This window comes from Bradyrhizobium niftali (genome assembly GCF_004571025.1).
GTDB lineage: Bacteria > Pseudomonadota > Alphaproteobacteria > Rhizobiales > Xanthobacteraceae > Bradyrhizobium > Bradyrhizobium niftali.
Genome location: NZ_SPQT01000009.1, coordinates 202,512 through 228,808 on the forward strand (window position 1 = coordinate 202,512; position 26,297 = coordinate 228,808).

26 protein-coding genes are annotated in these 26,297 nt (G+C 65.8%); 15 read left to right on the plus strand and 11 right to left on the minus strand.

The genetic code is table 11. The annotated features are described in order from the left end of the window. Positions 1–1,851 carry an extracellular solute-binding protein gene (locus tag E4K65_RS18355; RefSeq protein WP_167770931.1) on the minus strand — a complete coding sequence of 617 codons (1,851 nt, stop codon included), beginning with the start codon at positions 1,849–1,851 and terminating at the stop codon, positions 1–3. 260 nt (positions 1,852–2,111) lie between these two features. On the opposite strand from E4K65_RS18355, the gene E4K65_RS18360 reads away from it, so the two are divergent. After that, entirely contained in the window at positions 2,112–2,933 is an 822-nt protein-coding gene (locus E4K65_RS18360) for an invasion associated locus B family protein (RefSeq protein WP_135175362.1), read from the plus strand. 77 nt (positions 2,934–3,010) lie between these two features. Here E4K65_RS18360 and hspQ read toward each other — a convergent pair whose 3' ends face one another. Continuing rightward, positions 3,011–3,343 (minus strand): heat shock protein HspQ, encoded by a 333-nt coding sequence (hspQ, locus tag E4K65_RS18365; RefSeq protein WP_011087359.1) that lies wholly within the window; start codon positions 3,341–3,343, stop codon positions 3,011–3,013. Between the two features lie 106 nt (positions 3,344–3,449). On the opposite strand from hspQ, the gene E4K65_RS18370 reads away from it, so the two are divergent. After that, positions 3,450–4,403 carry an AEC family transporter gene (locus E4K65_RS18370; protein WP_135175363.1) on the plus strand — a complete coding sequence of 318 codons (954 nt, stop codon included), beginning with the start codon at positions 3,450–3,452 and terminating at the stop codon, positions 4,401–4,403. Positions 4,404–4,409: 6 nt separating this feature from the next. Here the strand turns inward: E4K65_RS18370 and E4K65_RS18375 are convergent, their stop codons facing one another. Next, positions 4,410–5,594, minus strand: coding sequence for a UbiH/UbiF family hydroxylase (locus tag E4K65_RS18375; RefSeq protein ID WP_135175364.1), 1,185 nt, complete (start codon positions 5,592–5,594; stop codon positions 4,410–4,412). A gap of 87 nt (positions 5,595–5,681) precedes the next feature. Here E4K65_RS18375 and pcsA point away from each other — a divergent pair, with 87 nt between their 5' ends. The 3 genes from pcsA (at position 5,682) to E4K65_RS18390 (ending at position 8,238) form a co-directional block, all read left to right on the plus strand. Next, positions 5,682–6,449, plus strand: a complete 768-nt coding sequence (gene pcsA, locus E4K65_RS18380; RefSeq protein WP_167770917.1) for a phosphatidylcholine synthase — start codon at positions 5,682–5,684, stop codon at positions 6,447–6,449. After that, the gene (locus E4K65_RS18385) at positions 6,446–7,171 is read left to right on the plus strand and encodes a TerC family protein (protein WP_135175365.1); all 726 of its coding nucleotides are present in this window, start codon (positions 6,446–6,448) and stop codon (positions 7,169–7,171) included. The genes pcsA and E4K65_RS18385 overlap by 4 nt, the downstream gene beginning before the upstream one ends. A 92-nt stretch (positions 7,172–7,263) precedes the next feature. After that, positions 7,264–8,238: a quinone oxidoreductase family protein gene (locus tag E4K65_RS18390; protein ID WP_135175366.1), complete on the plus strand. Its 975-nt coding sequence runs from the start codon at positions 7,264–7,266 to the stop codon at positions 8,236–8,238. Positions 8,239–8,392: 154 nt separating this feature from the next. Here the strand turns inward: E4K65_RS18390 and E4K65_RS18395 are convergent, their stop codons facing one another. Then, positions 8,393–9,589 carry an acetylornithine transaminase gene (locus E4K65_RS18395; protein WP_135175367.1) on the minus strand — a complete coding sequence of 399 codons (1,197 nt, stop codon included), beginning with the start codon at positions 9,587–9,589 and terminating at the stop codon, positions 8,393–8,395. Positions 9,590–9,882: 293 nt separating this feature from the next. Continuing rightward, complete coding sequence (locus tag E4K65_RS18400; RefSeq protein WP_235885668.1) at positions 9,883–11,031, minus strand: tetratricopeptide repeat protein; 1,149 nt, start codon at positions 11,029–11,031, stop codon at positions 9,883–9,885. A 124-nt stretch (positions 11,032–11,155) separates the two neighbouring features. Here E4K65_RS18400 and E4K65_RS18405 point away from each other — a divergent pair, with 124 nt between their 5' ends. The 3 genes from E4K65_RS18405 (at position 11,156) to E4K65_RS18415 (ending at position 13,044) form a co-directional block, all read left to right on the plus strand. Beyond that, the gene (locus E4K65_RS18405; protein ID WP_027542864.1) at positions 11,156–12,103 is read left to right on the plus strand and encodes a hypothetical protein; all 948 of its coding nucleotides are present in this window, start codon (positions 11,156–11,158) and stop codon (positions 12,101–12,103) included. Positions 12,104–12,260: 157 nt separating this feature from the next. Continuing rightward, complete coding sequence (locus E4K65_RS18410; RefSeq protein ID WP_135175369.1) at positions 12,261–12,692, plus strand: MerR family transcriptional regulator; 432 nt, start codon at positions 12,261–12,263, stop codon at positions 12,690–12,692. Further along, a complete protein-coding gene (locus E4K65_RS18415) occupies positions 12,625–13,044 on the plus strand; it encodes a carboxymuconolactone decarboxylase family protein (protein ID WP_135175370.1) in 420 nt (139 codons plus the stop codon). Before E4K65_RS18410 ends, E4K65_RS18415 begins: the two co-directional genes overlap by 68 nt. 97 nt (positions 13,045–13,141) lie before the next feature. Here the strand turns inward: E4K65_RS18415 and rimO are convergent, their stop codons facing one another. After that, positions 13,142–14,467 carry a 30S ribosomal protein S12 methylthiotransferase RimO gene (gene rimO / locus E4K65_RS18420; RefSeq protein WP_135175371.1) on the minus strand — a complete coding sequence of 442 codons (1,326 nt, stop codon included), beginning with the start codon at positions 14,465–14,467 and terminating at the stop codon, positions 13,142–13,144. 113 nt (positions 14,468–14,580) lie between these two features. Between rimO and E4K65_RS18425 the strand changes: the two genes are divergently transcribed. The 5 genes from E4K65_RS18425 (at position 14,581) to E4K65_RS18445 (ending at position 20,547) form a co-directional block, all read left to right on the plus strand. Further along, positions 14,581–15,171, plus strand: a complete 591-nt coding sequence (locus E4K65_RS18425) for an ANTAR domain-containing response regulator (RefSeq protein WP_027542860.1) — start codon at positions 14,581–14,583, stop codon at positions 15,169–15,171. Further along, entirely contained in the window at positions 15,168–16,331 is a 1,164-nt protein-coding gene (locus E4K65_RS18430; protein WP_135175372.1) for a CmpA/NrtA family ABC transporter substrate-binding protein, read from the plus strand. Before E4K65_RS18425 ends, E4K65_RS18430 begins: the two co-directional genes overlap by 4 nt. Before the next feature lie 334 nt (positions 16,332–16,665). After that, positions 16,666–18,447, plus strand: a complete 1,782-nt coding sequence (locus E4K65_RS18435; RefSeq protein ID WP_167770918.1) for a NirA family protein — start codon at positions 16,666–16,668, stop codon at positions 18,445–18,447. Next, positions 18,444–20,063, plus strand: coding sequence for a sulfite reductase subunit alpha (locus tag E4K65_RS18440; protein WP_135175374.1), 1,620 nt, complete (start codon positions 18,444–18,446; stop codon positions 20,061–20,063). Before E4K65_RS18435 ends, E4K65_RS18440 begins: the two co-directional genes overlap by 4 nt. A 331-nt stretch (positions 20,064–20,394) precedes the next feature. Continuing rightward, positions 20,395–20,547, plus strand: a complete 153-nt coding sequence (locus E4K65_RS18445) for a hypothetical protein (RefSeq protein ID WP_014495196.1) — start codon at positions 20,395–20,397, stop codon at positions 20,545–20,547. Positions 20,548–20,666: 119 nt separating this feature from the next. On the opposite strand, the gene E4K65_RS18450 is transcribed toward E4K65_RS18445, so the two are convergent. Genes E4K65_RS18450 through pxpB form a run of 3 tightly spaced genes read right to left on the minus strand, consistent with a single transcriptional unit; the run spans position 20,667 to position 23,233 of the window. After that, entirely contained in the window at positions 20,667–21,437 is a 771-nt protein-coding gene (locus E4K65_RS18450) for a LamB/YcsF family protein (RefSeq protein ID WP_092181738.1), read from the minus strand. 30 nt (positions 21,438–21,467) lie between these two features. Then, a complete protein-coding gene (locus E4K65_RS18455) occupies positions 21,468–22,505 on the minus strand; it encodes a 5-oxoprolinase subunit C family protein (RefSeq protein ID WP_135175375.1) in 1,038 nt (345 codons plus the stop codon). Further along, positions 22,502–23,233 carry a 5-oxoprolinase subunit PxpB gene (pxpB, locus tag E4K65_RS18460; RefSeq protein WP_135175376.1) on the minus strand — a complete coding sequence of 244 codons (732 nt, stop codon included), beginning with the start codon at positions 23,231–23,233 and terminating at the stop codon, positions 22,502–22,504. Before pxpB ends, E4K65_RS18455 begins: the two co-directional genes overlap by 4 nt. Before the next feature lie 236 nt (positions 23,234–23,469). Here pxpB and E4K65_RS18465 point away from each other — a divergent pair, with 236 nt between their 5' ends. Both E4K65_RS18465 and E4K65_RS18470 read left to right on the plus strand, forming a co-directional pair. Further along, positions 23,470–24,168, plus strand: a complete 699-nt coding sequence (locus E4K65_RS18465) for a ribonuclease activity regulator RraA (protein ID WP_011087336.1) — start codon at positions 23,470–23,472, stop codon at positions 24,166–24,168. Positions 24,169–24,184: 16 nt separating this feature from the next. Next, on the plus strand, positions 24,185–24,589 hold the full coding sequence (locus E4K65_RS18470) for a (R)-mandelonitrile lyase (RefSeq protein WP_008564877.1): 405 nt from the start codon (positions 24,185–24,187) through the stop codon (positions 24,587–24,589). A 173-nt stretch (positions 24,590–24,762) separates the two neighbouring features. Here the strand turns inward: E4K65_RS18470 and E4K65_RS18475 are convergent, their stop codons facing one another. Then, complete coding sequence (locus E4K65_RS18475; RefSeq protein ID WP_167770919.1) at positions 24,763–25,119, minus strand: hypothetical protein; 357 nt, start codon at positions 25,117–25,119, stop codon at positions 24,763–24,765. 181 nt (positions 25,120–25,300) lie between these two features. Next, positions 25,301–26,179 carry a DUF2147 domain-containing protein gene (locus E4K65_RS18480; protein WP_135175378.1) on the minus strand — a complete coding sequence of 293 codons (879 nt, stop codon included), beginning with the start codon at positions 26,177–26,179 and terminating at the stop codon, positions 25,301–25,303. Positions 26,180–26,297 lie beyond the last annotated feature (118 nt).

Here is a 26,297-nt window from a genome sequence, read left to right on the forward strand (position 1 = left end):
TCACTTCGCTTGACTGGGCTCACCCTTCGACCACCAGGTCTCCGGCAGGTAGCCGGACAGCGCGATGGCCTTCGGCCGTTCTATCCGATTCCAGCGCGCGATCCATTGCTCGGATACGTTAAACAGGGGGATTGTGTAGAAGCCCGCGATCAGGGCGCGGTCGAGCGCGCGCACCGCCGAGACGAAGGCCGTATGTTCACGGGCCTCCAGCAGGGCGCCGATCATGGCATCGACAGCCGGATCCCTGGCGCCCATGTAGTTGCGGGTGCCGGGATTGTCGGCGGCAGCGCTGCCCCAATAGAAATACTGCTCGTTGCCGGGCGACAGCGACTGGTCCCAGCGGTTCTGGATCATGTCGAACTCGTAAGCGAGCCGGCGCTGGTCGAATTGCACGGGATCGACCGACCGTACCCTCGGCTCGATGCCGGCACGCTTGAGGTCGCGCTGGAAGGCGAGCGCGATGCGTTCCTGGTCGCGGGTCGTGACCAGGATCTCGAACGTGAAGGGCACCCTGGTCGTGCGGTTGCGCAGGACGGTGCCGTCGAGATCGTAGCCGGCGTCCGACAACAGTTTCAGCGCGGCGCGCAGCGTGGTCCGGTCGCGCCCGGAGCCGTCGGTCACCGGCAGGCGGTAGGTGCCGTCCATGACATCGGGTGGAATTTGTGCGGCGAACGGCTTGAGCAGCTCGCGCTCGCGCGCGTCGGCCGGCTTGCCATAGGTCGACAGCTCCGAGCCGGCGAAATAGCCGGCGACGCGGGAATAGAGCGAGAAGAAGTAGTTGCGGTTGACCAGCTCGAAATCGAACAGCAGCGTCAGTGCCTGGCGCACGCGGATGTCGGCGAACATCGCACGGCGGGTGTTGAAGACCAGGAATTCCGAGGGCTGCGGCACGCCGGGCTTGACCGTGTCGCGGATCACCTCGCCGCTTCTGACGGCCGGAAAATCGTAGCCGTCGTGCCAGCGCAGCGGCTCGTTCTCGACGCGGAAATCGTAGAGGCCACGCTTGAAGGCCTCGAACTGGCCGTTGGCCTCACGGAAATAGTCGAGCCTGATCTCGTCGAAATTGTACAGGCCGCGATTGACGGCGAGGTCGCGGCCCCAATAGTCGGGATTGCGCATGAGCGTCACGCTGGCGCCGGGCTTCACCGCGGCGACCCGATACGGGCCCGAGCCGACCGGCCCCGTCAGCGTCGTCTCCTCGAAGGTCGCGACATCGACCGCGTGCTTCGGCAGGATCGGCATCAGGCCGAGGATCAGCGGCAGTTCCCGGTCATTGGCGCCGGCTAGGTCGAAGCGGACGGTGAGGGGATCGGGCGCCTCGGCCCTGGCAACCTTGGCATAGTACTGCCGAAGGTTCGGGCGGCCGTGGTCGCGCAAAAGCTGCCAGGAGAACAGCACGTCCTCGGCGAGTACCGGCTTGCCGTCGGAGAAGCGGGCGCGCGGATCGAGGCGGAACGTGACATAGCTCCGCGCATCGTCGGTCTCGACCGATTTGGCGAGCAGGCCATAGAGCGTGAACGGTTCATCCTGGCCGCGCGCAAGCAGGCTTTCCACCACGTAGCTGCGCATCTGCTGCACGGCCAGTCCCTTCACGATGAAGGGATTGAGGCTGTCGAAGGTGCCGAGCATGCCCCAGGTCAGCCGGCCGCCTTTGGGGGCATCGGGATTGGCGTAGGGCATGTGGGTGAAACCGGCGGGCATCGCCGGCTTGCCATGCATGGCGATGGCATGGGCCTCCTCGGCCCGCGCGCTTGCCGGCAGCCCGGCGGCGAGGACCATAACGAGGACCGAGGCGAGGATGATGCAATGGCGGATGCCGGGGCCCTCGAGCAGGCGCTGGAACATGAACATCGGCACACGTTGATTCGAGGACCGGCGGACCTGAATCCTATCACAGGGAATTTGGTGGGGCGCTGGCGCCAGGGCGGCCAAAGACGGTTGTCGGCATTGATCTTTTCGTCGGCCACGTTAAGAAGGCGGGCAATCGCGCAAGAGCGTCGAGCCCGTCACTTATCCGCCTCAATTGACGGGGAGAGAGCCGCGCCCAAGGCGGCCAGGTTCGGCGCTTCGGAGCGGTTCGGGCACTTCCCGTTCAGAAAGGGTTTTCCGCAATGAATTTACGTTACTTGGCCGCGTCCGTCCGGCCGCGCGGGCGACTTCTCGCCTTGTTGACGGCGACGGTGTTGGCCGTCCCGTTTGCCGCCGAGGCCCAGACCCCGACGCCGGCCCCCGGCGCGCCCAAGGCGGCAGCTCCGGCCCCGAAGGCCGCTCCGCCGAAGGCTGCCCCCAAGGCTCCCGCGCCGGCGGCGTCGCCGCAGGCCCAGCAGGCCCCGGCGCCGGGCGCCCCGCAGCAGGGCGCAGCCCAGCCGGCCGATCAGCAGATCCAGCTGATCTACGCCCCCTGGACCAAGTTCTGCCTCAAGGGCCAGGACGCCAACGCCAAGCAGGTCTGCTTCACCGGCAAGGACGGTCGCATCGAGTCGGGCCAGCCGGTCATCGCCGCCGTGATCATCGAGCCGGAAGGCGAACCGAAGAAGATCCTGCGCGTGACGCTGCCGCTCGGCATGCAGCTCGTGCACGGCACCCGCATCATCGTGGACAGCAACGCGCCGCTGCAGAGCCCGTACGTGATCTGCTTCCAGAACGGCTGCATGTCGGACTACGAGGCCACGCCCGAGCTCATCGCCAACATGAAGAAGGGCCAGAATCTCGTCGTCCAGGCGATCAACGCCAACGGCGCGCCGCTGACCCTGCCGCTGCCGCTCGCCGGCGAATTCCAGAAGGCCTATGACGGTCCGCCGACCGATCCGAAGGTGTTCGAGGAGACCCAGAAGAAGCTCCAGGAAGAGCTTCAGAAGAAGGCCGACGAGCAGCGCAAGAAGCTCGAGCAGAGCGGCGCTGCGCCCGGTGCGGCTCCGGCCGGCCAGAAATAATCGGGACCAGATCCCCGACATGAAAAAGGCGCTCACGTCGAGCGCCTTTTTTATTGGCCGCATGCCGGCGGCTCGACTCAGTTCAGCGACGGATTGCGCGGACGATAGCCGCCGCCCTTGTCCTTGATGAAGATCTCGGCGACCTGCGAGTGCCGGATCGGCTCGCCCGACTCGTCGGGCAACAGATTCTGCTCGGACACATAGGCGACGTATTCCGATTCCGCGTTCTCCGCGAGCAGATGGTAGAACGGCTGATCCTTGTGGGGCCGCACCTCCTCGGGGATCGACAGCCACCACTCCTCGGTGTTGTTGAATTCCGGATCGATGTCGAAAATCACGCCCCGGAACGAGAAGATCCGGTGGCGAACGACCTGTCCGATCTGGAATTTCGCGGTCCGCGCTTTAATCATTCACCGTCGATAGACCAGGATTGTGGCCGATGCTAGTGGCCTCACCTGGAATTAATGCTCGCCTAGGGGGCGGATAGCCCTCAAGTCTTCAGAAAAAACCTTAGAAATGGCCGATATCCTCAATCTGGCATTACCTTATTTCGGCTTGATCTTCGTCGGATTTGCCTGCGGCAAGGTCAAGGCGCTGCCGGAAACGGGCCTGGCCTGGATGAACTTTTTCCTGCTCTACGTGTCGCTGCCGGCGCTGCTGTTCGCGATCATGTCGAAGACCCCGTTTGCGGAGCTGAACAACCCGCCGTTCCTGGTGGCGACCACGCTGTCGACGGTTACGGCGTTCGCGCTGGCGCTGGTCGTCGGCAAGGTTCTCGGCCGCCTGACGCTGCGCGAGGCGACGCTGGCAGGGCTCTCCGGCGGTTACGGCAATATCGGCTATATGGGGCCGGGGCTGGCGCTCGCCGTGCTCGGGACGAAGGCGTCGGCGCCGACCGCGCTGATCTTCTGCTGCGACAGCATCTTCCTGTTCACGATCGTGCCGCTCCTGATCGAACTCTCCGACCGCGATCATCCCTCGATCGTGCACGCCTTCGGCGTGGTGCTGAAGCAGATCGTGCTCAACCCGCTGATCATGTCGGCCTGTTTTGGCGCGGCGGTGGCAGCGCTGCATATCGAGCTGCCGGTCGCGCTCGACCGCACCATCACCTTCCTCCAGAACGCCGCCGCCCCGACCGCGCTGTTCGTGCTCGGCGTGACCGTGGCGCTCCGCCCGTTCGACCGGGTGCCGTGGGAGGTGCCGGGCGTGATCGTGGTGAAGCTCCTGATCCATCCGCTCGCAGCGTTCGGCCTGATGCTGGCGTTCGGCCCGTTCGCGCAGCCTTGGGCCGCGACCGCCGTGCTAATGGCCTCGCTGCCGCCGGCGCTGAACGTGTTCGTGATCGCCCGGCAGAACGGGGCCTGGATCGAATCTGCCTCCGTCGCGGTGCTGCTCGGGACCTTTGCATCCGTGGTCACTCTGACCAGCGTGATGTGGGCGATCCAGACCGGCCGGCTGGCGTTTCCGTGAGAGGCGTTACCTTCGCCAGGTCGGCGTCAACCCCTCCCGCATGGCGAAGCGCCGGAGCGGGCCGATGGCGCCGAGCAGGTGCATGCCGACGGCGCGGACCGGCTGGAGCGGCAGGAAATCGTTGAGCAAGGAGCGGTTGGCGATGTCGATCGCGAAGGTCCGGCTCAGGATGTCCGGGCGCCGCGCCCGGTCGTAGCGCTGGAGCACGTCGGCTGCGCCGGGGTCCTGGCCTGATGAGATGGCTTCGCCCGCGAGCCTGGCAATATCGGCGGCATCGCGCAGGCCAAGGTTGAGGCCCTGGGCGCCGATCGGGGGAACGACATGGGCGGCCTCGCCGACCAGTGCGATACGGTCGCGGCCGAACGATTTGGGACGTTCGATCGCCAGCGGGAACAGGTTGCGCCCGGGCTCGACAATCATGCGTCCCAAAATGGAGTGCGACTGCTTCTCGATCGCGGCGGACAGCTCCTCGTCGCTTAAGCCGCGGAGCCGCTCGGCTTCCGCCGGAGCTGCGACCCAGACGATGCTGGAGCGGTTGCCGGGCAGGGGCACGAACACGCAGGGCCCGTGCGGCGTGTGGAACTCGGTCGAGACATTGCGATGCGGCCGCGCATGGCCGACGTTGAAGGTGAGCGCCGTCTGCGTCAGCTCGCGCCGCGTCACCTCGATGCCGGCGGCCTCCCGGCACAGCGAATGCCGGCCGTCGGCGCCGACCACGAGCCGGGCCGTGAGGAATTGCGCGGAGGCCGTGCGGATCGCGACATCGTCGGCTTCGACGACGATGCTTTCGGCCTCGTCGTCGAAACGGACGACCCCGGGCAGCTCGGCCGCGCGCGCCTCCAGCGCCAGCATCAGCGAGCGGTTGTCGATGTTGTAGCCGAAGGCGTCGAGCGCGATCTCGTGACAGGAGAAGCGGACCTCCGGCGCCCGGAACAGCCGGCCGGTGTCGTCGACGAGGCGCATGACTTCGAGCGCGGCCGCCTTGTCCTTGCAGCGCGGCCAGATGTCGAGGCTCTCCAGGAGCTCGATCGAGGCACCGAGCAGCGCGGTGGTGCGATTGTCGGCATAGGGCACGCGGCGCGCCACCAGTGCGGTCCGTGCACCCGCCTGCGCAAGCGCGACGGCCGCGCTAAGGCCCGCCGGTCCGCCGCCGATCACGGCTGCGTCAAAGAGTGTCGATGCGTCTGTCATGGAACGACATTTGACACGCCCCGCGGCAAATTCAAGCCCACCTATTTTTCCCTGATTTTATGGCGAATTGTGCGACCGGGCGCCGCAATGGCTTATGTGCAAACCGGTCTCATTCTGATAGCAGAAGCCATGGATACCCAGCAGGATTCCCTGAAGCCGAAACCGGCGATCCGCGCCGCGGCCTTCTCGGTGCACATTTTCACCGCCTTCGGCGCGGCCATCGCGCTGCTGGCGATGCTCGAGGCCGTGCGCGAGCACTGGGCGGCGATGTTTCAATGGCTGGGCGTCGCGCTGATCATCGACGCGATCGACGGTCCGATCGCGCGCCGGCTCGACGTCAAGAACGTGCAGCCGAACTGGTCGGGCGATGTGCTCGATCTCGTGGTCGACTTCGTCACCTATGTGTTCGTGCCGGCCTACGCGATCGTGGCGAGCGGGCTGCTGCTGCCGATCGCGGCTCCCTTGCTCGGCGTCGCCATCATCGTCACCAGCGCATTATATTTCGCCGATCTGCGCATGAAGGCCGACGACAATCATTTCCGCGGCTTCCCGGCGCTGTGGAATGCGGCCGCGTTCTACCTGTTCCTGCTGCACTGGCCGCCGCTGTGGTCGACGCTGCTGGTCGCGGCACTCGTGGTGCTGACCTTCGTGCCGTTCCACGTGCTGCATCCGGTCCGCGTCGTGCGGCTGCGCTGGCTGACCATGTCGCTGATCGCGATCTGGGCGGTGCTCTCCCTCTACACGCTGGACATGGACTTTCGCGTCGGTCCCGGTGTGACGCTCGCGCTGTGCGCCATCGCGCTCTGGATCAGCTTCAGCGACGCATTGATTCGCTTCGCAAGATCCTTCGCATGATGCATCTGCTCACCAGCCCCGAAGCCTGGGCCGCGCTGCTCACCTTGACGTCGCTCGAGATCGTGCTCGGCATCGACAACGTCATCTTCCTGTCGGTGATCGTCTCGCGTATCCCCGAGAAGCAGGCGCACCGCGCCCGCCAGATCGGGCTCGCGCTGGCGCTGGTCTTCCGTATCATCCTGCTCAGCGTTCTGGTCTGGCTGATCGGCCTGACCGCGCCGGTGTTCTCGTTTGCGGGTTACGACTTCTCCTGGCGCGACCTCATCCTGATCGGCGGCGGCCTGTTCCTGATCGCGAAGGCGACGCACGAGATCCACGCCGAGGTCGAGGCCGATGACGGCGAGGGCGACGATGCCTCCGGCCGCAACGCTTTCTTCTGGGTGATCGTCCAGATCATCGTCATCGACATCGTGTTCTCGCTGGACTCGATCATCACCGCGATCGGCATGGCGCAGGACATCGAGATCATGATCGCGGCCGTCGTGATCGCCTGCCTGATCATGTACCTTTCGTCGGGGCCGGTGTCGCGATTCGTCGCGGAGCATCCGACCACCAAAATGCTGGCGCTGGCCTTCCTGGTGTTGATCGGCGTCGCGCTGGTTGCGGATGGATTCCAATTCCACATCCCGCGCGGCTACATCTATTTCGCAATTGCGTTCTCGGCTGCGGTGGAGTTCTTCAACGTGCTGGCCAAGCGCAACCGCAGGAAAGCCAGCAAATAGTCGCGTTTGGTCCGTTCCATTCCAAGTCGAGTTGACAAGGTGGCCGTGATGTCTTTGGCTTGCCGCCGCGTCGACCGAGAGGAGGTCAGGCAATGACCAAAGCCGTCCGTGTGCACAAGGTCGGAGGCCCGGAAGCCCTGGTCTACGAGAGCGTCGACGTGCCGGCGCCCGGCCCCGGCGAGGTGCGCATCCGCCAGCATGCGGTGGGCCTGAACTTCATCGACGTCTATTATCGCACCGGCCTCTACAAGGCGCCGGGGCTTCCTTTCATCGCCGGCAACGAGGCCTCGGGCGAGGTCATCGCGGTCGGGCCGGGCGTCACGAATTTCCATCCCGGCGACCGCGTCGCTTACTACTACAATCTCGGCGCCTATACCGGCGAGCGCAACATCCCCTGGGAGAAGCTGGTCAAGCTGCCCGACCACATCACCCACGAGCAGGGCGCCGTGCTGATGCTGAAGGGGCTCACGGTCTGGTATCTGCTGCACAAGACCTTCAAGGTCGAGCCGCATCATCGCGTGCTGATCCACGCCGCCGCCGGCGGCATCGGCCTGCTCGCCTGCCAGTGGGCGAGGGCACTCGGCGCCCACGTCATCGGCACGGTCGGCTCGCGCGAGAAGGCCGAGCTTGCGGAAGCCAATGGCTGCGACCACGTCATCCTCTACAACGAGGAAGACTTCGTCGCGCGCGTGAAGCAGATCAGCCGCAACGAGGGCTGCGACGTCGTCTATGACGGCGTCGGCAAGGCGACCTTCCCGGGCTCGCTGTCCTGCCTGAAGCCGCGCGGCATGTTCGTCTCGTTCGGCAATGCCTCAGGCCCCGTGCCGCCGTTCTCGATCGCCGAGCTCAACAACCACGGCTCGCTGTTCGCGACCCGGCCGAAGCTCAACGACTACGTCGGCACCCGCAAGGAGTTGCTGGAAGGCGCCGACACGCTGTTCGCCGCCGTCATCAACGGCAAGCTGCACGTGCCGATCAACCACGCCTACGCGCTGAAGGACGCCGCCAAGGCGCATATCGATCTCGAGAGCCGCAAGACCACGGGCGCGTCGATCTTGAAGCCGTAGCTCCCGTGTCCCGGACAAGCTGCGACGCATAAGCGTTGCAGCGCAGAGCCGGGACCCAGATTGGCAACAAGGTACAATGCGGCGAGATGGGCCCCGGCTCTGCAGCGCACCGCCGAAGGGGGCGCTGCGCTGCGTCCGGGGCACGAGAGTGGCCTTACGCCACGCGTCTCGCCGCGCCGGCCTTGGTCAAGATCGCGTCGAGGCAGTCGATCATCTCGGCGATCTCCGCCCGCGTGACATTCAGCGCCGGCATGAAGCGCAGCGTGTCGACCTGCGGTGCGTTCAGCAGCACGCCGGCCTCGAACGCTTGTGCAACGATGCCGGGGGCGATCGGCAGCTTGAGGTCGAGCGCCAGCAGCAGGCCGCGCCCCCGCACGCCGCCGAGGCCGTGCCGGGCCGAGACCTTCTGCAACTCGCTTTCGAGCAGGAGGCCGGTCTCGGTGACCGCCTTCAGGAAATCCGGCTTGCCGACCTCGTCCAGCACCGCAAGGCCCACCGCGCACATGATCGGGTTGCCGTTGAAGGTGCCGCCCTGGTCGCCGTGCTCGAAACAGGCGGCGCGTTCGGTCGCAAGCAGGGCCGCGAGCGGCACGCCGCCGCCGATGCCCTTGCCGAGCGTCATGATGTCGGGCGCGATGCCGGCATGCTCGTAGTGGAAGAGCTTTCCGGTCCGGCCCATGCCGGTCTGGATCTCGTCGAAAATGAGCAGCAGACCGTGCGCCTCGGTGAGGGCGCGCAGCTCCTGCAGGAACCGATCGGTCGCGGGCCACACGCCTGATTCACCCTGGATCGGCTCCAGCATGACAGCGACGGTGTTGTCGTTGATCAGCTTTTCGACCGAGGCGATGTCGTTGAGCTTCGCCTTCTTGAAGCCGGCGACCTTCGGCTCGAACAGGGGCTCGAACGCCTTCTTGCCCGAGGCCGACATCGTCGCCAGCGTCCGGCCGTGGAAGCCGCCTTCGAAGCTGATGATCTCGAACGCGCCGCCCTTGTGCAGGCTGCCGTATTTGCGCGCGAGCTTGATCGCGCCCTCATTGGCTTCCGCGCCGGAGTTGGCGAAGAACACCTGATCGAACGCACTGTTTGCGACCAGCGCCTGCGCGAGCTTGAGGCTGGTCTCGTTGTAGAAGGCCGGGCTTGGCGTCAGCAGCCGCTTGGCCTGCGTGGCCAGCGCATCGGCGATCGCGGGCGGGGAGTGGCCGAGGCAGTTGACGGCCCAGCCCTGCACGAAATCGAGATAGCGCTTGCGGCTGTCGTCCCAGAGGTAGGAGCCGGCGCCGCGGACGAACACGGCCTTCGGCCGTGCGGTGATGTCCATCAGCGCGTCATACGGATGAGTGGCGGTGGTCATGTCGAACTCCTCTGGAGGCGGGTTGAAAATGGACGCAAAAAGCAAGAAGGCCGCACTTTGCGGGTGCGGCCTTCTCGAAAACTGGCTGAATTCAGTGCTTCAGCGGCGTCGTCGGACATGGCGCAACCCATCATCGTCGCGGGTGCGACGACGGAAAGCTGCGCGGCGGTTGGTCCGAGAGTTGATCATGGGGCGCGTCCCTACAGCCGAAGGGCAGGGCTTGTCAAGCCGGTGTTTTGCGAGACACACCCCTGGCGAGCATCGGTCAAGCGCGGATGCGCGGCTTTCCCGGCCTACTCCAAGCCGTAACGGGCGAACACATCGGCGATGCCGGCATTGAGTGCTTTGGCCGCCGCGATGTCGCGTTCGGCGCCGTCGGCATCGCCCGTTTTCCGTTTCGCAAGGCCGCGGCCGTAGAGCGCGCTGTCGAGCTCCGGCTTTGCGCTCAGCGCTGCGTCGTAATCCGCAATCGCCGCGTCGAGATTGCCGAGCTTGAGGTGGGCGAGGGCGCGGCTGTCCAGCGTGTTGGGATCGTTCGGGCGCATCCGCAGCGACTGCTCGCAATCGGCCAGCGCCTCCTGCAGGCGGCCGACGATCGCGCGCGTCATGCAGCGGGCGTTGAACACGCCGGAATAACTCGCATTGGCCTTGATGGCGCGGTCGTAATCCTCCAGCGCCCGCGCGTAATCGTGGTCGTCGAAATACATGTTGGCGCGCGCATAGGCGTCGCGGTCGTTGTTCGGCGTGAGCTGAAGCGACTTGCCGAAATCGGCAAACGCCCGCGTCCGATCACCCTTGTCGCGGAAGATGTGCGCACGGTTGCCATAGGCCGGCCCATAATTGGGATCGAGCCTGATCGACATGTCGAGATCGGCGAGCGCGCGATCGGCCTCGCCGTGCTCGCGATAGGCCGTGCCGCGGTTGAAATAGGCGAGCGCGAATTTCGGATCGAGCTTGATCGCCTGACCGTAGTCGGCGAGCGCCTGCGCGTAGTCGTTCTTGTCGATGTAAGAATTGCCGCGGTTGTTATAGTACAGCGGATCATTGGGCTTGAGCCGGATCGCGCTCGTATAGTCGGCGATGGCGTGGTCGCGATCGCCGAGATCGTCATGGGTAATGCCGCGATTGTACCAGGCGATGGCGTCCTTCGGATCGAGATCGATGGCGCGGTTGAGATCGGCCAGGGCCCGCTCTGTTTCGCCCTTGCGCCGGAAGATCTCGCCGCGGTTGGCAAGCGCGAGCGCATTGGATGGATTGGCTTGCAGCAGCGCCGAGCAGCCGGCGAGGCGCCGGTCGTCGCCGACCTTGTCGGTGCCGAAACACCATTGCCGCGCCTGCGCGGGTGAGGGCGATTGCGCCGCGGCGGGAAGTGCAAGCAGGATCAATGCTGTGCCGGTCGCGCACAGCCCGGCCCGGATACCAGCCTTGTGATTGTATTTCATCGATTGCCGCGCAGAAACCATTGAGCCTCTGGCGCGTTTGTGATCGAAGGACGCGAATTGGTTCGAACCGGACGCTGGTCCGTTGAGACCAACCCTGGCGGGACCAACCAGACAGTATTCAGCCTTGTCCGACACGCCTTACCCGATCGACCTCGACAGCATTCGCGGCGCATTTCCGCCGGGCATCGAAGCGCCATCCCTGCTTGTCGATTTCGCCGACTGGCTGAATGGGCGCCCCTGGGGCAGCGTCGGTCGCTTCTCCCTGCAAGGGCAGTTCTCCGATCATGCGCCGATCGTCGACGGCAGCCCCCTGCGCGACAGGTTTTCGCTGTTCATGCGGCTGCCGGACGGCTCAGCCGTCGGCGGGTGGTACGGTGCCGGTCTCGACCGGGACAATCCGCCGATCGTCGGTCTCGGTTCGGAAGGCGACTACGAGCTGCTGGCGCCAAGCCTTGACGGTCTGCTCGCAAAACTGACGTCGCAGCAATTCGGCAACGCCTGGAGCGACCTGCTGCCGCATGACGAGGTCCAGTGTCAGACGGTCGAGCTCGCGCAGTGGCTGGCCGGACGGCCGGCTGGCGAGCCGATGACGCCGGACGACGCACCGTCGGAGCTTCCCGACTTTCGCGGCTTCGTGGAAAAATGGAGCCGGGATCGCGAAGACTATTGGGCCAATCACCGCCTGATGGCCGAGCTCGGCTGGCGGCTGGCTGCGCATCTGCCGAAGGGGAAGAAGCCCTGGGACAAGACCAACTTCGAGGTCGCGATATCGGGCGCGCAGTATCAGGCGCGCGTCCTCACCCGCGGGCCGCAGCCGTTCGCGGAAGCATCTTCGATCGAATCTCTGCTGCGCGACCTGCGCGAGGAGATGCGCCGCGCGCAGCCCGAGCTCGGGCTGTGGTACGCGATGAATTTCGGGCTCTACGCCGACGGCCGCGTCATGCCGAACTTCGAATACGATCTGCGCCCGATCATCGACGGCGAGCCTGCGCTGCTGTCCGAGGCGAAGGCCGATCTCGCCCGCGCCCCGCGCCCGGAACGCTGGGTGCCGAAATGGCTGGCGGCATCCTGACGTCCGGTATCCCGCGATGCTGCCGCCCAGCCGGCGCGCCGAAATCTTCTGCGGTCGTGCCATCTTGACCTCGCGGGAACGGCACCTTCGATCCCCCTTGACTTAGAGTGCGCTCGAAGGGGTATCTGTACGTGCGTCAGTACGAGAACGGGCACACATGAAGATCGGCGACCTCGCAAAACGAACCGGCTTGTCGACTCACACGTTGCGTTATTATGAGCGCATCGGGCTGCTGCCATACGCAGACCGGGATCGTTCCGGCCAGCGTGACTTTGACGCATCGATCCTCACATGGATCGCATTCCTCGGTCGGCTCAAGACCACGGGAATGCCGATCCGGGACATGTTGCGTTATGCGGCGCTTCGTGATGAAGGCGAAGCCACCGGGCCAGCCCGGCGGCAGATGCTGGAAAACCACCGGGAACAGGTTCGCACGCAGATTGCCGAACTCCAGGAATGCCTGCTCGTCCTTGATACCAAGATCGACGGCTATGCCGGCGACGAACAGAGGACGAAGGAAAATGACGCACGCCCAACCACAAGCCGAAAGTCGCTTCGATCGCGGCCAGCGGGCCCTGTCACGCATTGACGGCAGAGCCGGCGAAAAGGTCGTCGCCTCACTCGCCGACATCGCGCCGGATTTCGCACGATACGTGATCGAGTTTCCCTTCGGCGACATTTACAGCCGCGAGGGCCTCGGCCTGCGCGATCGAGAGATCGCGACGATCGCCGCGCTGACGGCGCTCGGAAATGCCGCGCCTCAGCTCAAGGTGCATATCGAGGCGGGTCTGAACGTCGGGCTGTCTCGCGACGAGATCGTGGAGACCATCATGCAGATGGCCGTCTATGCGGGCTTCCCGGCGGCGGTGAACGGGCTGTTCGCAGCCAAGGAGGTGTTTTCCGCGCATGACGGACGGCAGGCGTCGGGAGAAGCGACATGACGTCATCGCGAGCGCGGCAAACGCGATAGCGGACCCGTCATCCCCGCGCTCGCGCGGGGATGACGGTGATGAAGTGGAAGTCGCTGTCGTCAGTGCGTCAAAACCCCGCGACGCTGCCGTGCAGGTCGTATTGGTCGGCGCGCTCGATCTTCGCCGTGACGATCTCGCCGATGCGCAACGGGCGGCGGCTCGACAAATAGACGGCGCCGTCGATCTCGGGCGCATCGGCCTTGGACCGCCCCTTGGCGACGGTCGGGCCGACCTCGTCGATGATGATCTGCTGGCGCGTGCCGACCTTGCGCTTCAGCCTGCGTGCGGAGATCTTCTGCTGGCGCGCCATCAGCGCGTTGTAGCGCTCCTGCTTGACCTCTTCCGGCACCGGATTGGTGATCGCGTTCGACGTCGCGCCGGCGACCGGCTCGTATTTGAAGCAGCCGAGGCGATCGATCTCGGCTTCATCCAGCCAGTCGAGCAGATAGGCGAAGTCCGCGTCGGTCTCGCCGGGGAAGCCGACGATGAAGGTCGAGCGCAGCGCCAGGTCCGGGCACTCCTCGCGCCAGCGCTTGATCCGCGCCAGCGTCTTGTCCTGCGCCGCCGGACGCTTCATCGCCTTCAGCACCTCGGGGCTTGCGTGCTGGAACGGGATGTCGAGATAGGGCAGCACCTTGCCCTCGTTCATCAGCGCGATGACCTCGTCGACATGCGGATAGGGATAGACATATTGCAGCCGGACCCAGGCGCCAAGTTCGCCGAGCTCGCGCGCGAGGTCGAGGAATTTGGCGCGGACCTGGCGGTCCTTCCACGGGCTCTCGGCGTATTTCAGATCGACGCCATAGGCTGAGGTGTCCTGCGAGATCACCAGCAGCTCCTTGACGCCGGCGCCGACCAGCCGTTCGGCCTCGCGCAGCACGTCATTGGCCGGGCGCGAGACCAGGTCGCCGCGCAGCTTCGGGATGATGCAGAAGGTGCAGCGGTTGTTGCAGCCCTCGGAGATCTTCAAATAGGCGTAGTGCCGCGGCGTCAGCTTGATGCCCTGCGGCGGCACCAGATCGAGATGCGGATTGTGGGCGGGCGGCAGCGCGCGGTGGACCGCATCGAGCACGCTCTCATATTGCTGCGGGCCGGTGATGGAGAGTACGCCGGGATAGGCCTGCTCGATCTGCTCGGGTTCCGCGCCCATGCAGCCGGTGACGATCACCTTGCCGTTCTCGGCCATGGCCTCGCCGATCGCCGAGAGCGATTCCTGCTTGGCGCTGTCGAGGAAGCCACAGGTGTTGACGATGACGATGTCGGCCCCGTCATGCTTGCGGGCGAGCTCGTAGCCCTCGGCGCGCAGGCGCGTGATGATGCGCTCGGAGTCCACCAATGCCTTGGGACACCCGAGCGACACGAAGCTGACCTTGGGCGCAGCCGTCTCTTGCATATCTCTTGATCTGCCTGATTGATCGGCAGGAGCTAGTCCTAAATGCGGTCAATTACAACCCTTTGCAGGGCGTTCCGGCGTGCTATGGATGAATCACCTGACGTGAGTGAGCTATGAGCGCCGAACAGTCGCCCAAAATCGTGATCGTCGACGAAAGCCCGATCCGGGCCGCGATCCTCGAGGAGGGGTTGCGGGAGGCCGGATTCACGCAGGTCGCCCATATCCGCGAGATGCAGAGCCTGCTGGCCCGTATTTATGCGGTCGATCCCGACATCATCCTGATCGATCTGGAAAACCCCAGCCGCGACGTGCTGGAGGCGATGTTCCAGGTCAGCCGCGCCGTGAAGCGGCCGATCGCGATGTTCGTGGACCAGAGCGATTCAGCCTCGATCCAGGCCTCGGTCGAGGCGGGGGTATCCGCCTACATCGTTGACGGGTTGAAGAAGGAGCGCATCAAGCCGATCCTCGACCTCTGCGTGTCCCGCTTCAACGCCTTCGCCAAGCTCCAGGAGGAACTTGAGCGCACCAAGTCGCAGCTCGAGGACCGCAAGATCATCGAGCGCGCCAAGGGCATCCTGATGAAGGTGAAGGGCCTCACCGAGGACGAGGCCTATGTGCTGCTGCGCTCCACCGCGATGCGCGAGAAGAAGAAAATCGGCGAGATCGCCCAGTCGATCATCACCGCGTCGGAGATGCTGAAATGACCGGACCGCTCCGCATCGGGTTCATTCCGCTGGTCGATGCCGCCGCGCTGATTGTCGCCGTCGACAAGGGCTTGACCGCCGCCGAAGGCCTCGACGTCGAACTGGTGCGCGAGGTCTCCTGGTCCAACGTCCGCGACAAGCTCAATATCGGCCTGTTCGACGCCGCCCATCTGCTGGCGCCCGTGGCGATCGCGTCCTCGCTCGGGCTCGGCCACGTCAAGGTGCCGATCGCCGCGCCCTTCAATCTCGGCATCAACGGCAACGCGATCACGGTGTCGCCGGCGCTCCATGCCGCGCTGATGGAGGAGATCGACGGCGACCGCTTCGATCCGCTCGTCACGGCGAAAGCGCTGGCGCGGGTGGTCGCCCGGCGGCGCAAGCTGGGTGCCGATCCGCTGACCTTCGGCATGACCTTTCCGTTCTCGACCCACAATTACCAATTGCGGTTCTGGATGGCGGCGGCCGGCGTCGATCCCGACGAGGACGTGCGGCTGGTGGTGCTGCCGCCGCCCTACATGGTGGACAGCCTCGCGAACGGCCATGTCGATGCGTTCTGCGTCGGCGCGCCCTGGAATTCGATCGCGGTCGATCTCGGCATCGGCCACATCCTGCATTTCGTCTCCGATATCCTCGTCCGGGCGGCGGAGAAGGTGCTGGCGGTTCGCCAGACCTGGGCCGACAAGAATCCGGACATGGTCGCTGGCCTCGTGCGCGCGGCGGTGAAAGCCGCCGCGTTCATCGAGCATCCGGAGAACCGCATCGAGGCGGCGCGCATCCTGGCGCAGCCGGAGCGGATCGGCGTCGATGCCGAGGTGATCCAGCGCACGCTCACGGGACGGCTGAAGATCTCGCCCGATGGCACCTTCCGCGAAAGCGGCCGTTACCTGCTGGTCGGACGCGAAGGGGCAGGGCGCCCCGATCCGGTCCAGGCCGCCTGGCTCTACGCCCAGATGGTGCGCTGGGGACAGACGCCGCTGACGCCGGATGGCGTCAAGACGGCAATGGCCGTGTTCAGGCCGGATCTTTATGATGCGGCCTTGGGTAGCCGGCCGCCCAGTGAGGCTCCCGCGGCGTTCGGGGCATTCGCCGGCCCCGTGTTCGATCCCGACAATATCAGGGGGCATCTCGAGGCCTTCGAAGTCGGGCGCTGGAAGGCCTGATTCGGGCCTGCATCGTTTTTGGGCGCCTAGGCTCCTCGTCTAAATTTTGGGCTGGCTGCTCGAATTTCGTGAGAGTTCCCCGCCCGGGAGTTCCCGGGGGCGCTCCTAATCATCTGAATCTACAGCAATTCTCATTTCGATGAAGCTGGCACGCAACTTGTATGTTGCACTGCGGCCAGCTTGTCACAGACGCCTGCTGAGCCGAGTCCCGCAGCAACGAAGCTGATCGGACCGTTGGGTGCAGAGCAGGCTCTTGAGCCAGCCGAGTGCCTCGCGGGTCGCGCAATTTTCCGTCGATACCACCCCGGTGGCCGCAGGAGCTTCGTTACTGACCATGAAACTCGAAACAGTCTCAGTCGACTTTACCGACGAGCAGAAGCGCTATCTCGAAGGCTTCACGACCGGTCTGCAGATCAGCCGGGTCGGTCGCGGTCTTGGTGGCGGCTCCGGCAAGGCGAATGCCGAGCCGACCAGTCCGGACGCCGTGCACATCAAGGCGCAGGACAAGGTCATCGCCTCGGGCAAGAAGCTCGCCGACCAGGAGAAGTTCAAGCGCGACGAGCATCCGTTCGACGCCTATCCGCGGCTGCGCCAGCAGGCGCTCGACAACGCGCCGCCGAGTCCGGCGGACAATTTCCGCTGGCGCTATTACGGCATCTTCTACGTTGCGCCGACGCAGGACTCCTACATGTGCCGCCTGCGCATCCCGAACGGCATCATGAAGCACTGGCAATTGTCGGGCCTTGCCGATCTCGCCGACGATCTCTGCGGTCCCTACAGCCATGTCACGACGCGCGCCAACCTCCAGCTTCGCGAGATCCCGCCGAAGCACGCGATCAAGCTGATCGAGGGCATCCAGGATCTCGGCCTGTGCTCGCGCGGCTCCGGCGCCGACAATATCCGCAATGTGACGGGGACGCCGACCGCCGGCATCGATCCGCAGGAGCTGATCGACACGCGGCCGTTTGCGCGCGAGTGGCACTACCACATCCTCAACGACCGCTCGCTCTACGGCCTGCCGCGCAAGTTCAACGTTGCCTTCGACGGCGCCGGCAGGATCGCGGTGCTCGAGGAAACCAACGACATCGCCTTCACGGCGTTCGAGGTGAAGGACGGTTTCGGCGTCGAGCCCGGGGTCTGGTTTCGCCTCGGCCTCGGCGGCATCACCGGACACAAGGATTTCGCAAAGTACTCCGGCATCATCGTCAAGCCGGAGCAGGCGACTGCTGTCGCCGACGCCATCGTGCGCGTGTTCATCGACCATGGCGACCGCACCAACCGCAACAAGGCGCGGCTGAAATACGTGCTCGACACCATGGGCCATGACGGCTTCCTGAAGCTCGTAGAGGAACGGCTGAAGACGCCGTTCACGCGCGTGCCGGAAGAGGCGTTTGCGCCGCGGCCTGCGTCGGACCGGATGGCGCATATCGGCGTGCACAAGCAGAAGCAGGACGGCCTCAACTGGATCGGCGTGTCGCTGACACTCGGCAAGCTCACCTGCGACCAGATGCGGGGCCTCGCCAAGGTCGCGCGCGACCTCGGCGACGGCGAGATTCGCCTGACGGTCTGGCAGAACCTCTTGATCCCGGGCGTGCGCGACGAGAACGTCGAGCTCGCTATTGCCGCGATCAAGCAGATCGGGCTCGCGGTCGAGGCCTCGCATATCCGCGCCGGCCTGATCGCCTGCACCGGCAATGCCGGCTGCCGCTTCGCGGCCTCCAATACCAAGCGCCACGCCGCCGAGATCGGCGACTGGTGCGAGCCGCGCGTCGACATGGACAAGCCCGTCAACATCCACGTGACCGGCTGCCACCATTCCTGCGCGCAGCACTATATCAGCGACATCGGACTGATCGGGGCGCGGGTGCCAGTGAACGAGGAGGACACGGTCGAGGGCTATCACCTCTTCACCGGCGGCGGGTTCGGTCCCGATGCCGACGTCGGGCAGGAGGTCTATCACGACCTCAAGGCCGAGGACGCGCCGAAGACGGTCGAAGCGCTGCTCAAGGCCTATATCGTCCATCGCGCCTCACCCGACGAAACCTTCCTCTCCTTTGCGCGCCGCCATGACGGCGAGACGCTGCGCAAGCTTGCCGATGCACAGGTGTCCGCATGAACCAGATCACCCCTCCGCCGAAACTCGATATCATTCCCGCCAGCGCGCCGTTCTCCGACGCGCAGCGCTCCTGGCTGAACGGCTTCTTTGCCGGGCTGCTGTCGCCTGATGTGGCCACACCGCTATCGGCGGAGCAGGGCGCCGCCGTGATGCAAGCCTGCGACGGGGACGATGGCGAGGCGCCCTGGCACGACCAGACCATGCCGATCGCCGATCGGATGAAGCTTGCGGACGGGCGTCCCGTCCGCCGCAAGATGATGGCGGCGATGGCGCAGCAGGATTGCGGCCAGTGCGGCTACAATTGCCACGACTATTCGGAGGCGATCGCCACCCGCAGCGAAGCGCGGCTCAACCTTTGCGTTCCCGGCGGCAAGGAAACCGCGCGGATGCTGAAATCGCTCTACGAGGAGCTGGACAAGGCGCCGGCGGCCAAGGCGGGTGACAAGGGGTCTGACAAGGCGGATGCGGTGGCAGCGCCGGCCGTGACCGTGACGATCGCAGAGCCGGGCCGCTCGCGTGACAATCCGGCCCAAGCGACCTTCCTGTCGCGGCGCCTTCTCAACAAGGGGAAGTCGGAGAAGGAGACCTATCACATCGAGTTCGATCTCTCGGCGAGCAAACTCGACTACGTCGTCGGCGACAGCTTTGGCGTGTTCGCACGCAACGACGTCGGCCTCGTCGACCAGGTCATCGCGCTGCTCGGCGCCTCCCACACCACCAAGGTGAACGGCAAGACGCTACGCGAGGTGCTGATCGACGACGTCTCGCTGTCGCCGGCGCCGGACTCGCTGTTCGAGCTGATCTCCTTCATCACCGGCGGCGCGCAGCGCGAGAAGGCGCGGGCGCTGGCGCAGGGCGAGGATCCCGATGGCGATGCCGCCACCCTCGACGTGATGGCGGCGCTCCAGAAGTTTTCCGGCATCCGGCCGCATCCCGAGGCGTTCGTCGAGGCGCTGGAGCCGCTCCAGCCGCGGCTCTATTCGATCTCGTCCTCGCACAATGCGACGCCGGGAAAGCTGTCGCTGACGGTCGATTCCGTGCGCTACGTCATTGGCAAGCGCAAGCGTATCGGCGTTGCCTCGACCTTCCTCGGCGAGCGGATCGCTGAGGGCGAGAAGCTCAAGGTCTACGTGCAGAAGGCGCACGGTTTCGGTCTGCCGCAGGATCCGAAGACGCCGGTCATCATGATCGGCCCCGGCACCGGCATCGCGCCGTTCCGCGCCTTCCTGCTCGATCGCAAGGCGACCGGCGCGCCCGGCAAGAACTGGCTGTTCTTCGGCCACCAGCGCAGCGATTGCGACTTCTTCTACCAGGAAGAGCTCAACGCGATGAAGACCTCGGGCCAACTGACGCGTTTGTCGCTGGCCTGGTCGCGCGACGGCGACAAGAAGTTTTACGTGCAGGATCGCATGCGCGAGGTCGGTCGCGAATTGTGGACCTGGCTCGCCGAGGGCGCGCATCTCTACATCTGCGGCGATGCCAAGCGCATGGCCAAGGACGTCGAGCGTGCGCTGGTCGACATCGTCGCCCAGTTCGGGGCACGGTCGACCGACGAAGCCGTCAGTTTTGTCGCCGAGCTCAAGAAGACCGGCCGCTTCCAGGCTGACGTCTACTAAGCTGCGACAAGATCGGCGTGAATCGTCCCGGCGGCGCAAGCGCCGGGCGTTCTACCGAAAGCGCGGCTCTACTGTGCATGGGGTTGTTTTCGACGTTTTTGTTTGGACCGGGTCCAGGGCCTTGAGTCCGGCTGTCATCCCACCGTCATCCCGGCCGGTTCCAACTGGCTCGGATCTTAACGAATAAGATTCTCGGAACCGCCGGGCGGAGAGAATTTGCACCTGCGGCGGGGCGCCTTCAGAGAACCGCCATCGCTATTTCCGCCGCCATCTTGCCTCCCGCCAGGGTTGATCCTTCATACTCCCGCAAATGGGGCGTTGGAGATCCACCATGCGCGAACTATCTGCGGAAGCCAGGCTGCACTTCTACGCGCGCTCGCTCTCGCGTCGGACCGGGGCGAGCATGCACCATGTCGGGCTCTACAGCGCCTTCGCGGTCATCGCCGCGATCGTTTTCGGCACGCTCTCGGTGCACCCGTTCTGACGGCTTCGTAGGGTGGGTTAGCCGAAGGCGTAACCCACCAACTTCGTCCCGCATTCGCTGAAGCATGGTGGGTTACGCTTCGCTAACCCACCCTACGGCACTACGGTACTGAGCCTGCCTCACGCCCCGCGCTTGAACGGCGCGACTTCGATCCCCGCATCCTTCAAGGCCTGACGCAAGGTCCGCGCGATCTCGACCGCGCCGTGCGTATCGCCGTGGATGCACACCGTATCCGTGCGCATCTTGATGACCTTGCCGGTGACCGAGACCACCGCGCCGTCCTGCACCATGCGCACGACGCGCTCGGCAATCGCCTTGGCATCGTGCAGCACCGCGCCGGGCTTCTTGCGCGAGACGAGGTTGCCGTCGTCCTCATAGGCGCGATCGGCGAACACCTCGTGCACCATCGGCAGATTGGCCGCTTCGCCGGCCTTCACCAGCTTCGAATTGGCGAGCACGACGAAGATCAGGCTGGGATCGACCGCCTTGATCCCGGCGGCGATCGCCTTGGCCGTCATGTCGTCCTCGCAGGCGACGTTGGACAGCGCGCCATGCGCCTTCACGTGCGTGACCTTGTGGCCGGCCGCGGTCGCGATCGCCTGCAACGCGCCGATCTGGTAGGCGACGAGGTTCTCGATCTCGGAGGCCTTCAGGCCCGCGATCGGATGCCGGCCGAAGCCGTGCAGGTCGCGATATCCAGGGTGCGCACCGACCGAGACGCCGCGCGCTTTCGCCAGCTCGACCGTCCGGCGCATGATGTCGGGATCGCCGGCATGGAAGCCGCAGGCGACGTTGACCGAGCTTGCCAGCTCGATCATCGCGGCGTCGTTGCCCATCTCCCACGCGCCAAAACCTTCGCCGAGGTCGCAATTGAGATCGATCGTCTTCATGGTTGCTCTCCGCCTCTGGTCGTCTTGTCGTTACGGCTCCGCCGTGACCTGCCACGTTCCGGCGTCCATGGCGCTGACCGCATAGCCCGCGACGTTGGCGTCGCTGAGCGCCTCGATGTTGAGCGCGACGGTGTCGGCGGAGCGGAGGCGATCGGGCAGGCTGCGGATGGCTTGCGCGAATTTGCGCGCCTCGTCCTGCGCCTCGGCCATGCTGACAGCCTTGAAGCGGAACGCGGTTCCCGCCGAGGTCTGCGCCAGACGGCCGACATCGGCGGTGATCACGGTGGCGATCTTCGGGTAGCCGCCCGAGGTGCCGCGGTCCATCATCAGCGCGATCGGCGCGCCGTTGCCGGGCACCTGGATGCTGCCGTTGACGGTGCCGTCGGAGACGATGTTGTGGCCGTGCAGATGCTTGATCGCGGGGCCTTCGAGCCGGTAGCCCATGCGGTCGGAGGTCGCCGAGATCTTCCACTCGCTGTCCAGGAACAGCGCCTTGTTGGCGTCGTCGAATTCGTCGTCCTGCGGGCCCAGCACGACGCGGATCGGACCGCTCGCGGGCTTCGGCAGCTCGAGGCGCAGCTCCGGCGCACCGGTTGCGGCATCGACGCTGAACTCATCGCCGGCCTGGAGCGGGCGCGGGTAGGGGCTGCCGAGGCCGGCGCGGGCATTGACTGCGAGGCTGCCGAACACCGGCTCGCCCTTGATCCCGCCTTCGATCGCGAGATAGGTGAAGGCGCCGCCGCGGGCAAAGCCCAGCGTCAGCGTCTCGCTGTCCTTCAGCGTCACCGATGTGTCCATCGCGACCGGTCGCCCCGCGACGTCGGCATTGCGCGGCGCGCCTGATATCGCCACGCGCACGGCGCCGTCACGGGCGGTGAAGGTGGCGCCGAACGGGCCGATCTCGACAGCGGCCGCGAGCGGCTCGTTGCCGACAAGCGTGTTCGCTGCCGCGAGTGCCAGCCGGTCCATCGCCCCGCTCACGGTCAAGCCGTAGCGCTGCGCGCCGAGCCGCCCGCCATCCTGGACGGAGCTCGCAGGCCCGATGCTGGCGACGACGAGCCGGCTCATGCGACCACCTGCTCGGCGATGATCTCGCCGGCCTCGGCGGCGCGGTCCTGTTCTTCGAACGTCTTGTGGTCGATGGCGAAAAACGTCACGTGATCACCGGGTTCGGTCAGGAAGGTCGGATTACGGTGGAGCTGATAGGTTCTGACAGGCGTGCGGCCGAGCAGGTGCCAGCCGCTCGGGGCGGCCAGGCACTGGATGCCAGCCTGGATGCCGCCGATCGAGATCGTGCCGGCCGGTGTCAGCAGCCGCGGGTTCTGCCGCCGCGACATGTGCAGGGATTTGTCCAGGCCACTGAGATAGGACCAGCCCGGCGTGAAGCCGATCATGGCAACCTTGTAGTCGGCGGCGACATGCCGGGCGACGATGTCGTCAGGCGTTGTGTTCAGCGCCTTGGCGACATCCTCGAGGTCGATGCCATGTTCGCCGCCATAGGCAACGGGGATGCGCCAGCGGCGGGCCTTGGTGACCGGTGGCAGCGGCTGGGTGGCGATCGGGAGGATCTTTTCGCCGAGCGCGTCGAAGCTGATCCTGCCGGGATCGTAATGCACCAGCAGCGAGCGATAGGTCGGCACGGTCTCGGTGATGCCGTCGATGGGGCTTGCTGCGAGCGCCTTGTCGAGTGCCAGCACGCGCTGGTTGGCGGCATCGTCGATGGTGCGGCTGAACTCGACCGCGACGGCGCTGTCGCCACTGGGCAAAAGGCGGGGCGGGGGAAGCGTCGCGGCCATGAGCTGTCGAAATCGGGCTTCTCGGGAAACGCGGGCTCTGCCTTGAGTTCCGCTGGTCCCTGCTTCGCGTAAATGCGTCCGCAAGTCCAATAAATTAATGCAAGGGGAAACGATAAAGCCTTGTTATCGCGTCGCATAACCGCCCTGCGGCCCTGCGTTCTTGGCCCTTGACGGAAAGCGCCCGGCTCGCAAGATGCGCGCGTTCTTTCCCGCCCATCCGGAGCTCGTTCTCGTCCATGTCGCTGTCCCCCGAAGCCCGCAAGACCCTCGCCGGCATCACCACTGCCACCATCACCACGGTCCTGCTGAAGAAGGGCCTGCGCAATGTGTGGATGCGCGGCGCGCGCCCGCTGCGCCCGGGCCTCCCGCGGCTGGTGGGACCGGCCTTCACGCTGCGCTTCGTGCCGGCGCGCGAGGATCTGGCGACGCCGGAATCCTGGTCGTCGCCGATTTCGACCCGCACCGCGATCGAGGCAATGCCGGAGGGATGCATCGCCGTGGTCGATGCCATGGGCATTACTGACGCCGGCATCTTCGGCGACATCCTCTGCGCGCGCATGATGAAGCGCGGCGTCACCGCGCTCGTCACCGACGGCGTGGTGCGTGACGTCGAGGGCGTGCTCGGCACCAATCTTCCGGTCTGGTGCGACGGATATGCCGCGCCGCCGTCGGTGGCGGGCCTGACCTTCGTCGGCTGGGGCGAGCCGATCGGCTGCGGCGGCGTCGCGGTGTTTCCGAACGATATCGTCGTCGCCGACCAGGACGGCTGCGTGCTGATCCCGCAGGCGATGCTCGATCACGTGCTCAATGAGGGCGTCGAGCAGGAGCGGATGGAAGCCTGGATCGTCAACGAGGTGAACAACGGCGCGGTGCTGCCGGGCCTCTATCCCATGAACGCCGAGACCAAGGCGCGCTACGCCGCCAGCAAGAAGTAACAGGAGCGAGGACCCCATGGAGATCACCGTCGCAGGCACGCGGCCGACCCGCCGCGCGCCCAAGGAAAACTTCACCGGCACCGTGTGGCAGGATCCCGTGATCATGGCGCCCGCGCCGGCACGGCTGAACTGCTCGCGCGTCGCGTTCGAGCCCGGTGCGCGCACCAACTGGCATCACCATCCGCTCGGGCAGACGCTCTACGTCATCTCCGGCGTCGGGCGCGTGCAGAGCAAGGGCGGCCCAGTCAGAGAGATCCGCCCGGGCGACACCGTCTGGATTCCGCCGGGCGAGTTGCACTGGCACGGCGCATCGCCGACCAACGGCATGTGCCACATCGCCATGCAGGAAGCGCTCGACGGCGTCTACTCGACCTGGCTGGAGCCGGTGACGGACGCGGAGTACGGCGCCGCGGTAGGTTAGTTCTCGTGCCCCGGACAAGACGCATCGCGCAGGCGATGCGTCGCCGAGCCGGGGCCCAGAGCTGATTAGCGGTGAACGACGCCGGGTCCCGGCTCTGCGCGGCAACGCCATAGCGTGTCGAAGACGCGCGCGTAGGCGCTTATGGCGTCGCTGCTTGTCCGGGACACGAAATCCTACATTCTTTCCGCCGTCCACGTGCCCGTGCACAGGGCGCCGCGCCAGGTGCCGGAGCCGGACGTGCCGCTCAGCCGGCCGAAGCCGACCGCACGCTTGATGCCGGTGCTCAAGGTGACGTTGATGCTGCCGGCATCGGCGACGCGGCCCGATGCAGACACCGCAGCGCTGCTCGAAGCGATCTGACCGTTGTTGATGCCGATCGCGACGGTCGCGCCGTTGCCGCAGGTCTCGCTCGATGACGAGATACGGACATTCCATGTCCCGTCGAAAGTGCTTGTCGCTGCGCCTGCCTGCGTGAGCGGGAAGGCGATGGCGACAATGACCGCGAAGAGACCTTTGCGAAAACCGTTCATGACACGCCCCTGGGGTTGACCATGCGGGGATCGTGGCACGGGTTGCGGAACCGGCGATGTGAGGGCTGTCACGCCTGCTACAGGCTCTGTGAGGTGGCGCACCCCGCAATGACATCGCGGGCAAAAGCAAAGGGGCCCGGATCGCGGGCCCCTTGTCTCCGTCAGAGTGTCGAAGCCGAACTCAGTTCACCCGAGTCCAGGTCTGGCCGCCGCAGAACATGCCGCCGAAGGCGCAGCCCTGCACGCGCAGGCGGTCGGTGCCCTTCATGGCGATCGTGGAATCGTAGGTCGAGCCGGTGTTGGGGTCGAGGATGCGGCCGGACCATTTCTGATCCTTGTTCTGGTCCTTGCCGGGCTTCATGTTGATGAGGACCTGCTCGCCGTTCTGGTTCGACTTGCTGTCGACCGAATAGCCGCAGAGATTGGTGCCGCATTGCTCGATGCGAACCTTGCCTTCCCTTTCCTCGGTGAGCCAGATGCCGAGCGGCGAATTGAGGTCGCGCGTCGGTGCGGCCGCAGGAGCCGGTGGCGCGACAGCGGCGGACTGAACGGGTGCGGGGGCAGGCGCCGGCGCGGGTGGCGGAGGCGGCGCCGGGGGTGCGGCAGCCACGGTCGGAGCCGGCGGGGGCGTCACGGCGGGAGCAGCCTGCTGCTCGACCGGGGCAGGAGCCGGAGGCGGTGCGGGGGGTGGCAGCACAGCCGTGTCGGTCGGCGCGGTGTTGGCGGTGGTGGTCGGCGGCGGAGCCGGTGGGGGCGGCGCAACGGGCGGCGGCGCTGCGGCTGCGGACGGCGCCGCAACGGGAGCAGGGGCCGGCACAGGAGCAGCCGGGGCTTGCGGATCGGCCTTGGCCTCCTGCGGCGCCTGCTGGCCCGGGCTCGTCTCGTTCTTCTTGGCCTTCTTGGCCTTGCCCTGTCCCGTGTTGTCATAGACGCCGGGGATCTGGACCGTGCCCCGGTCGGGGTCGATGCGGATGGTGCGGCCGCCATATTCGAAAGTGTACTGCGCTTGCGCAGCGGTGCTCACCAAAAGGAATGCGGCCGTGGCCAACAGCTTCCTCATTTCGCGTCTCCTGAACAGATGGTCCCCGTACCAACGCTTACGCGCCGGCTCGATCGCAAAAAGTGATCCAGATCACTTTCATCCGTATGAGTCGTGCTCCGGCAGGTCCGGGTTCAAT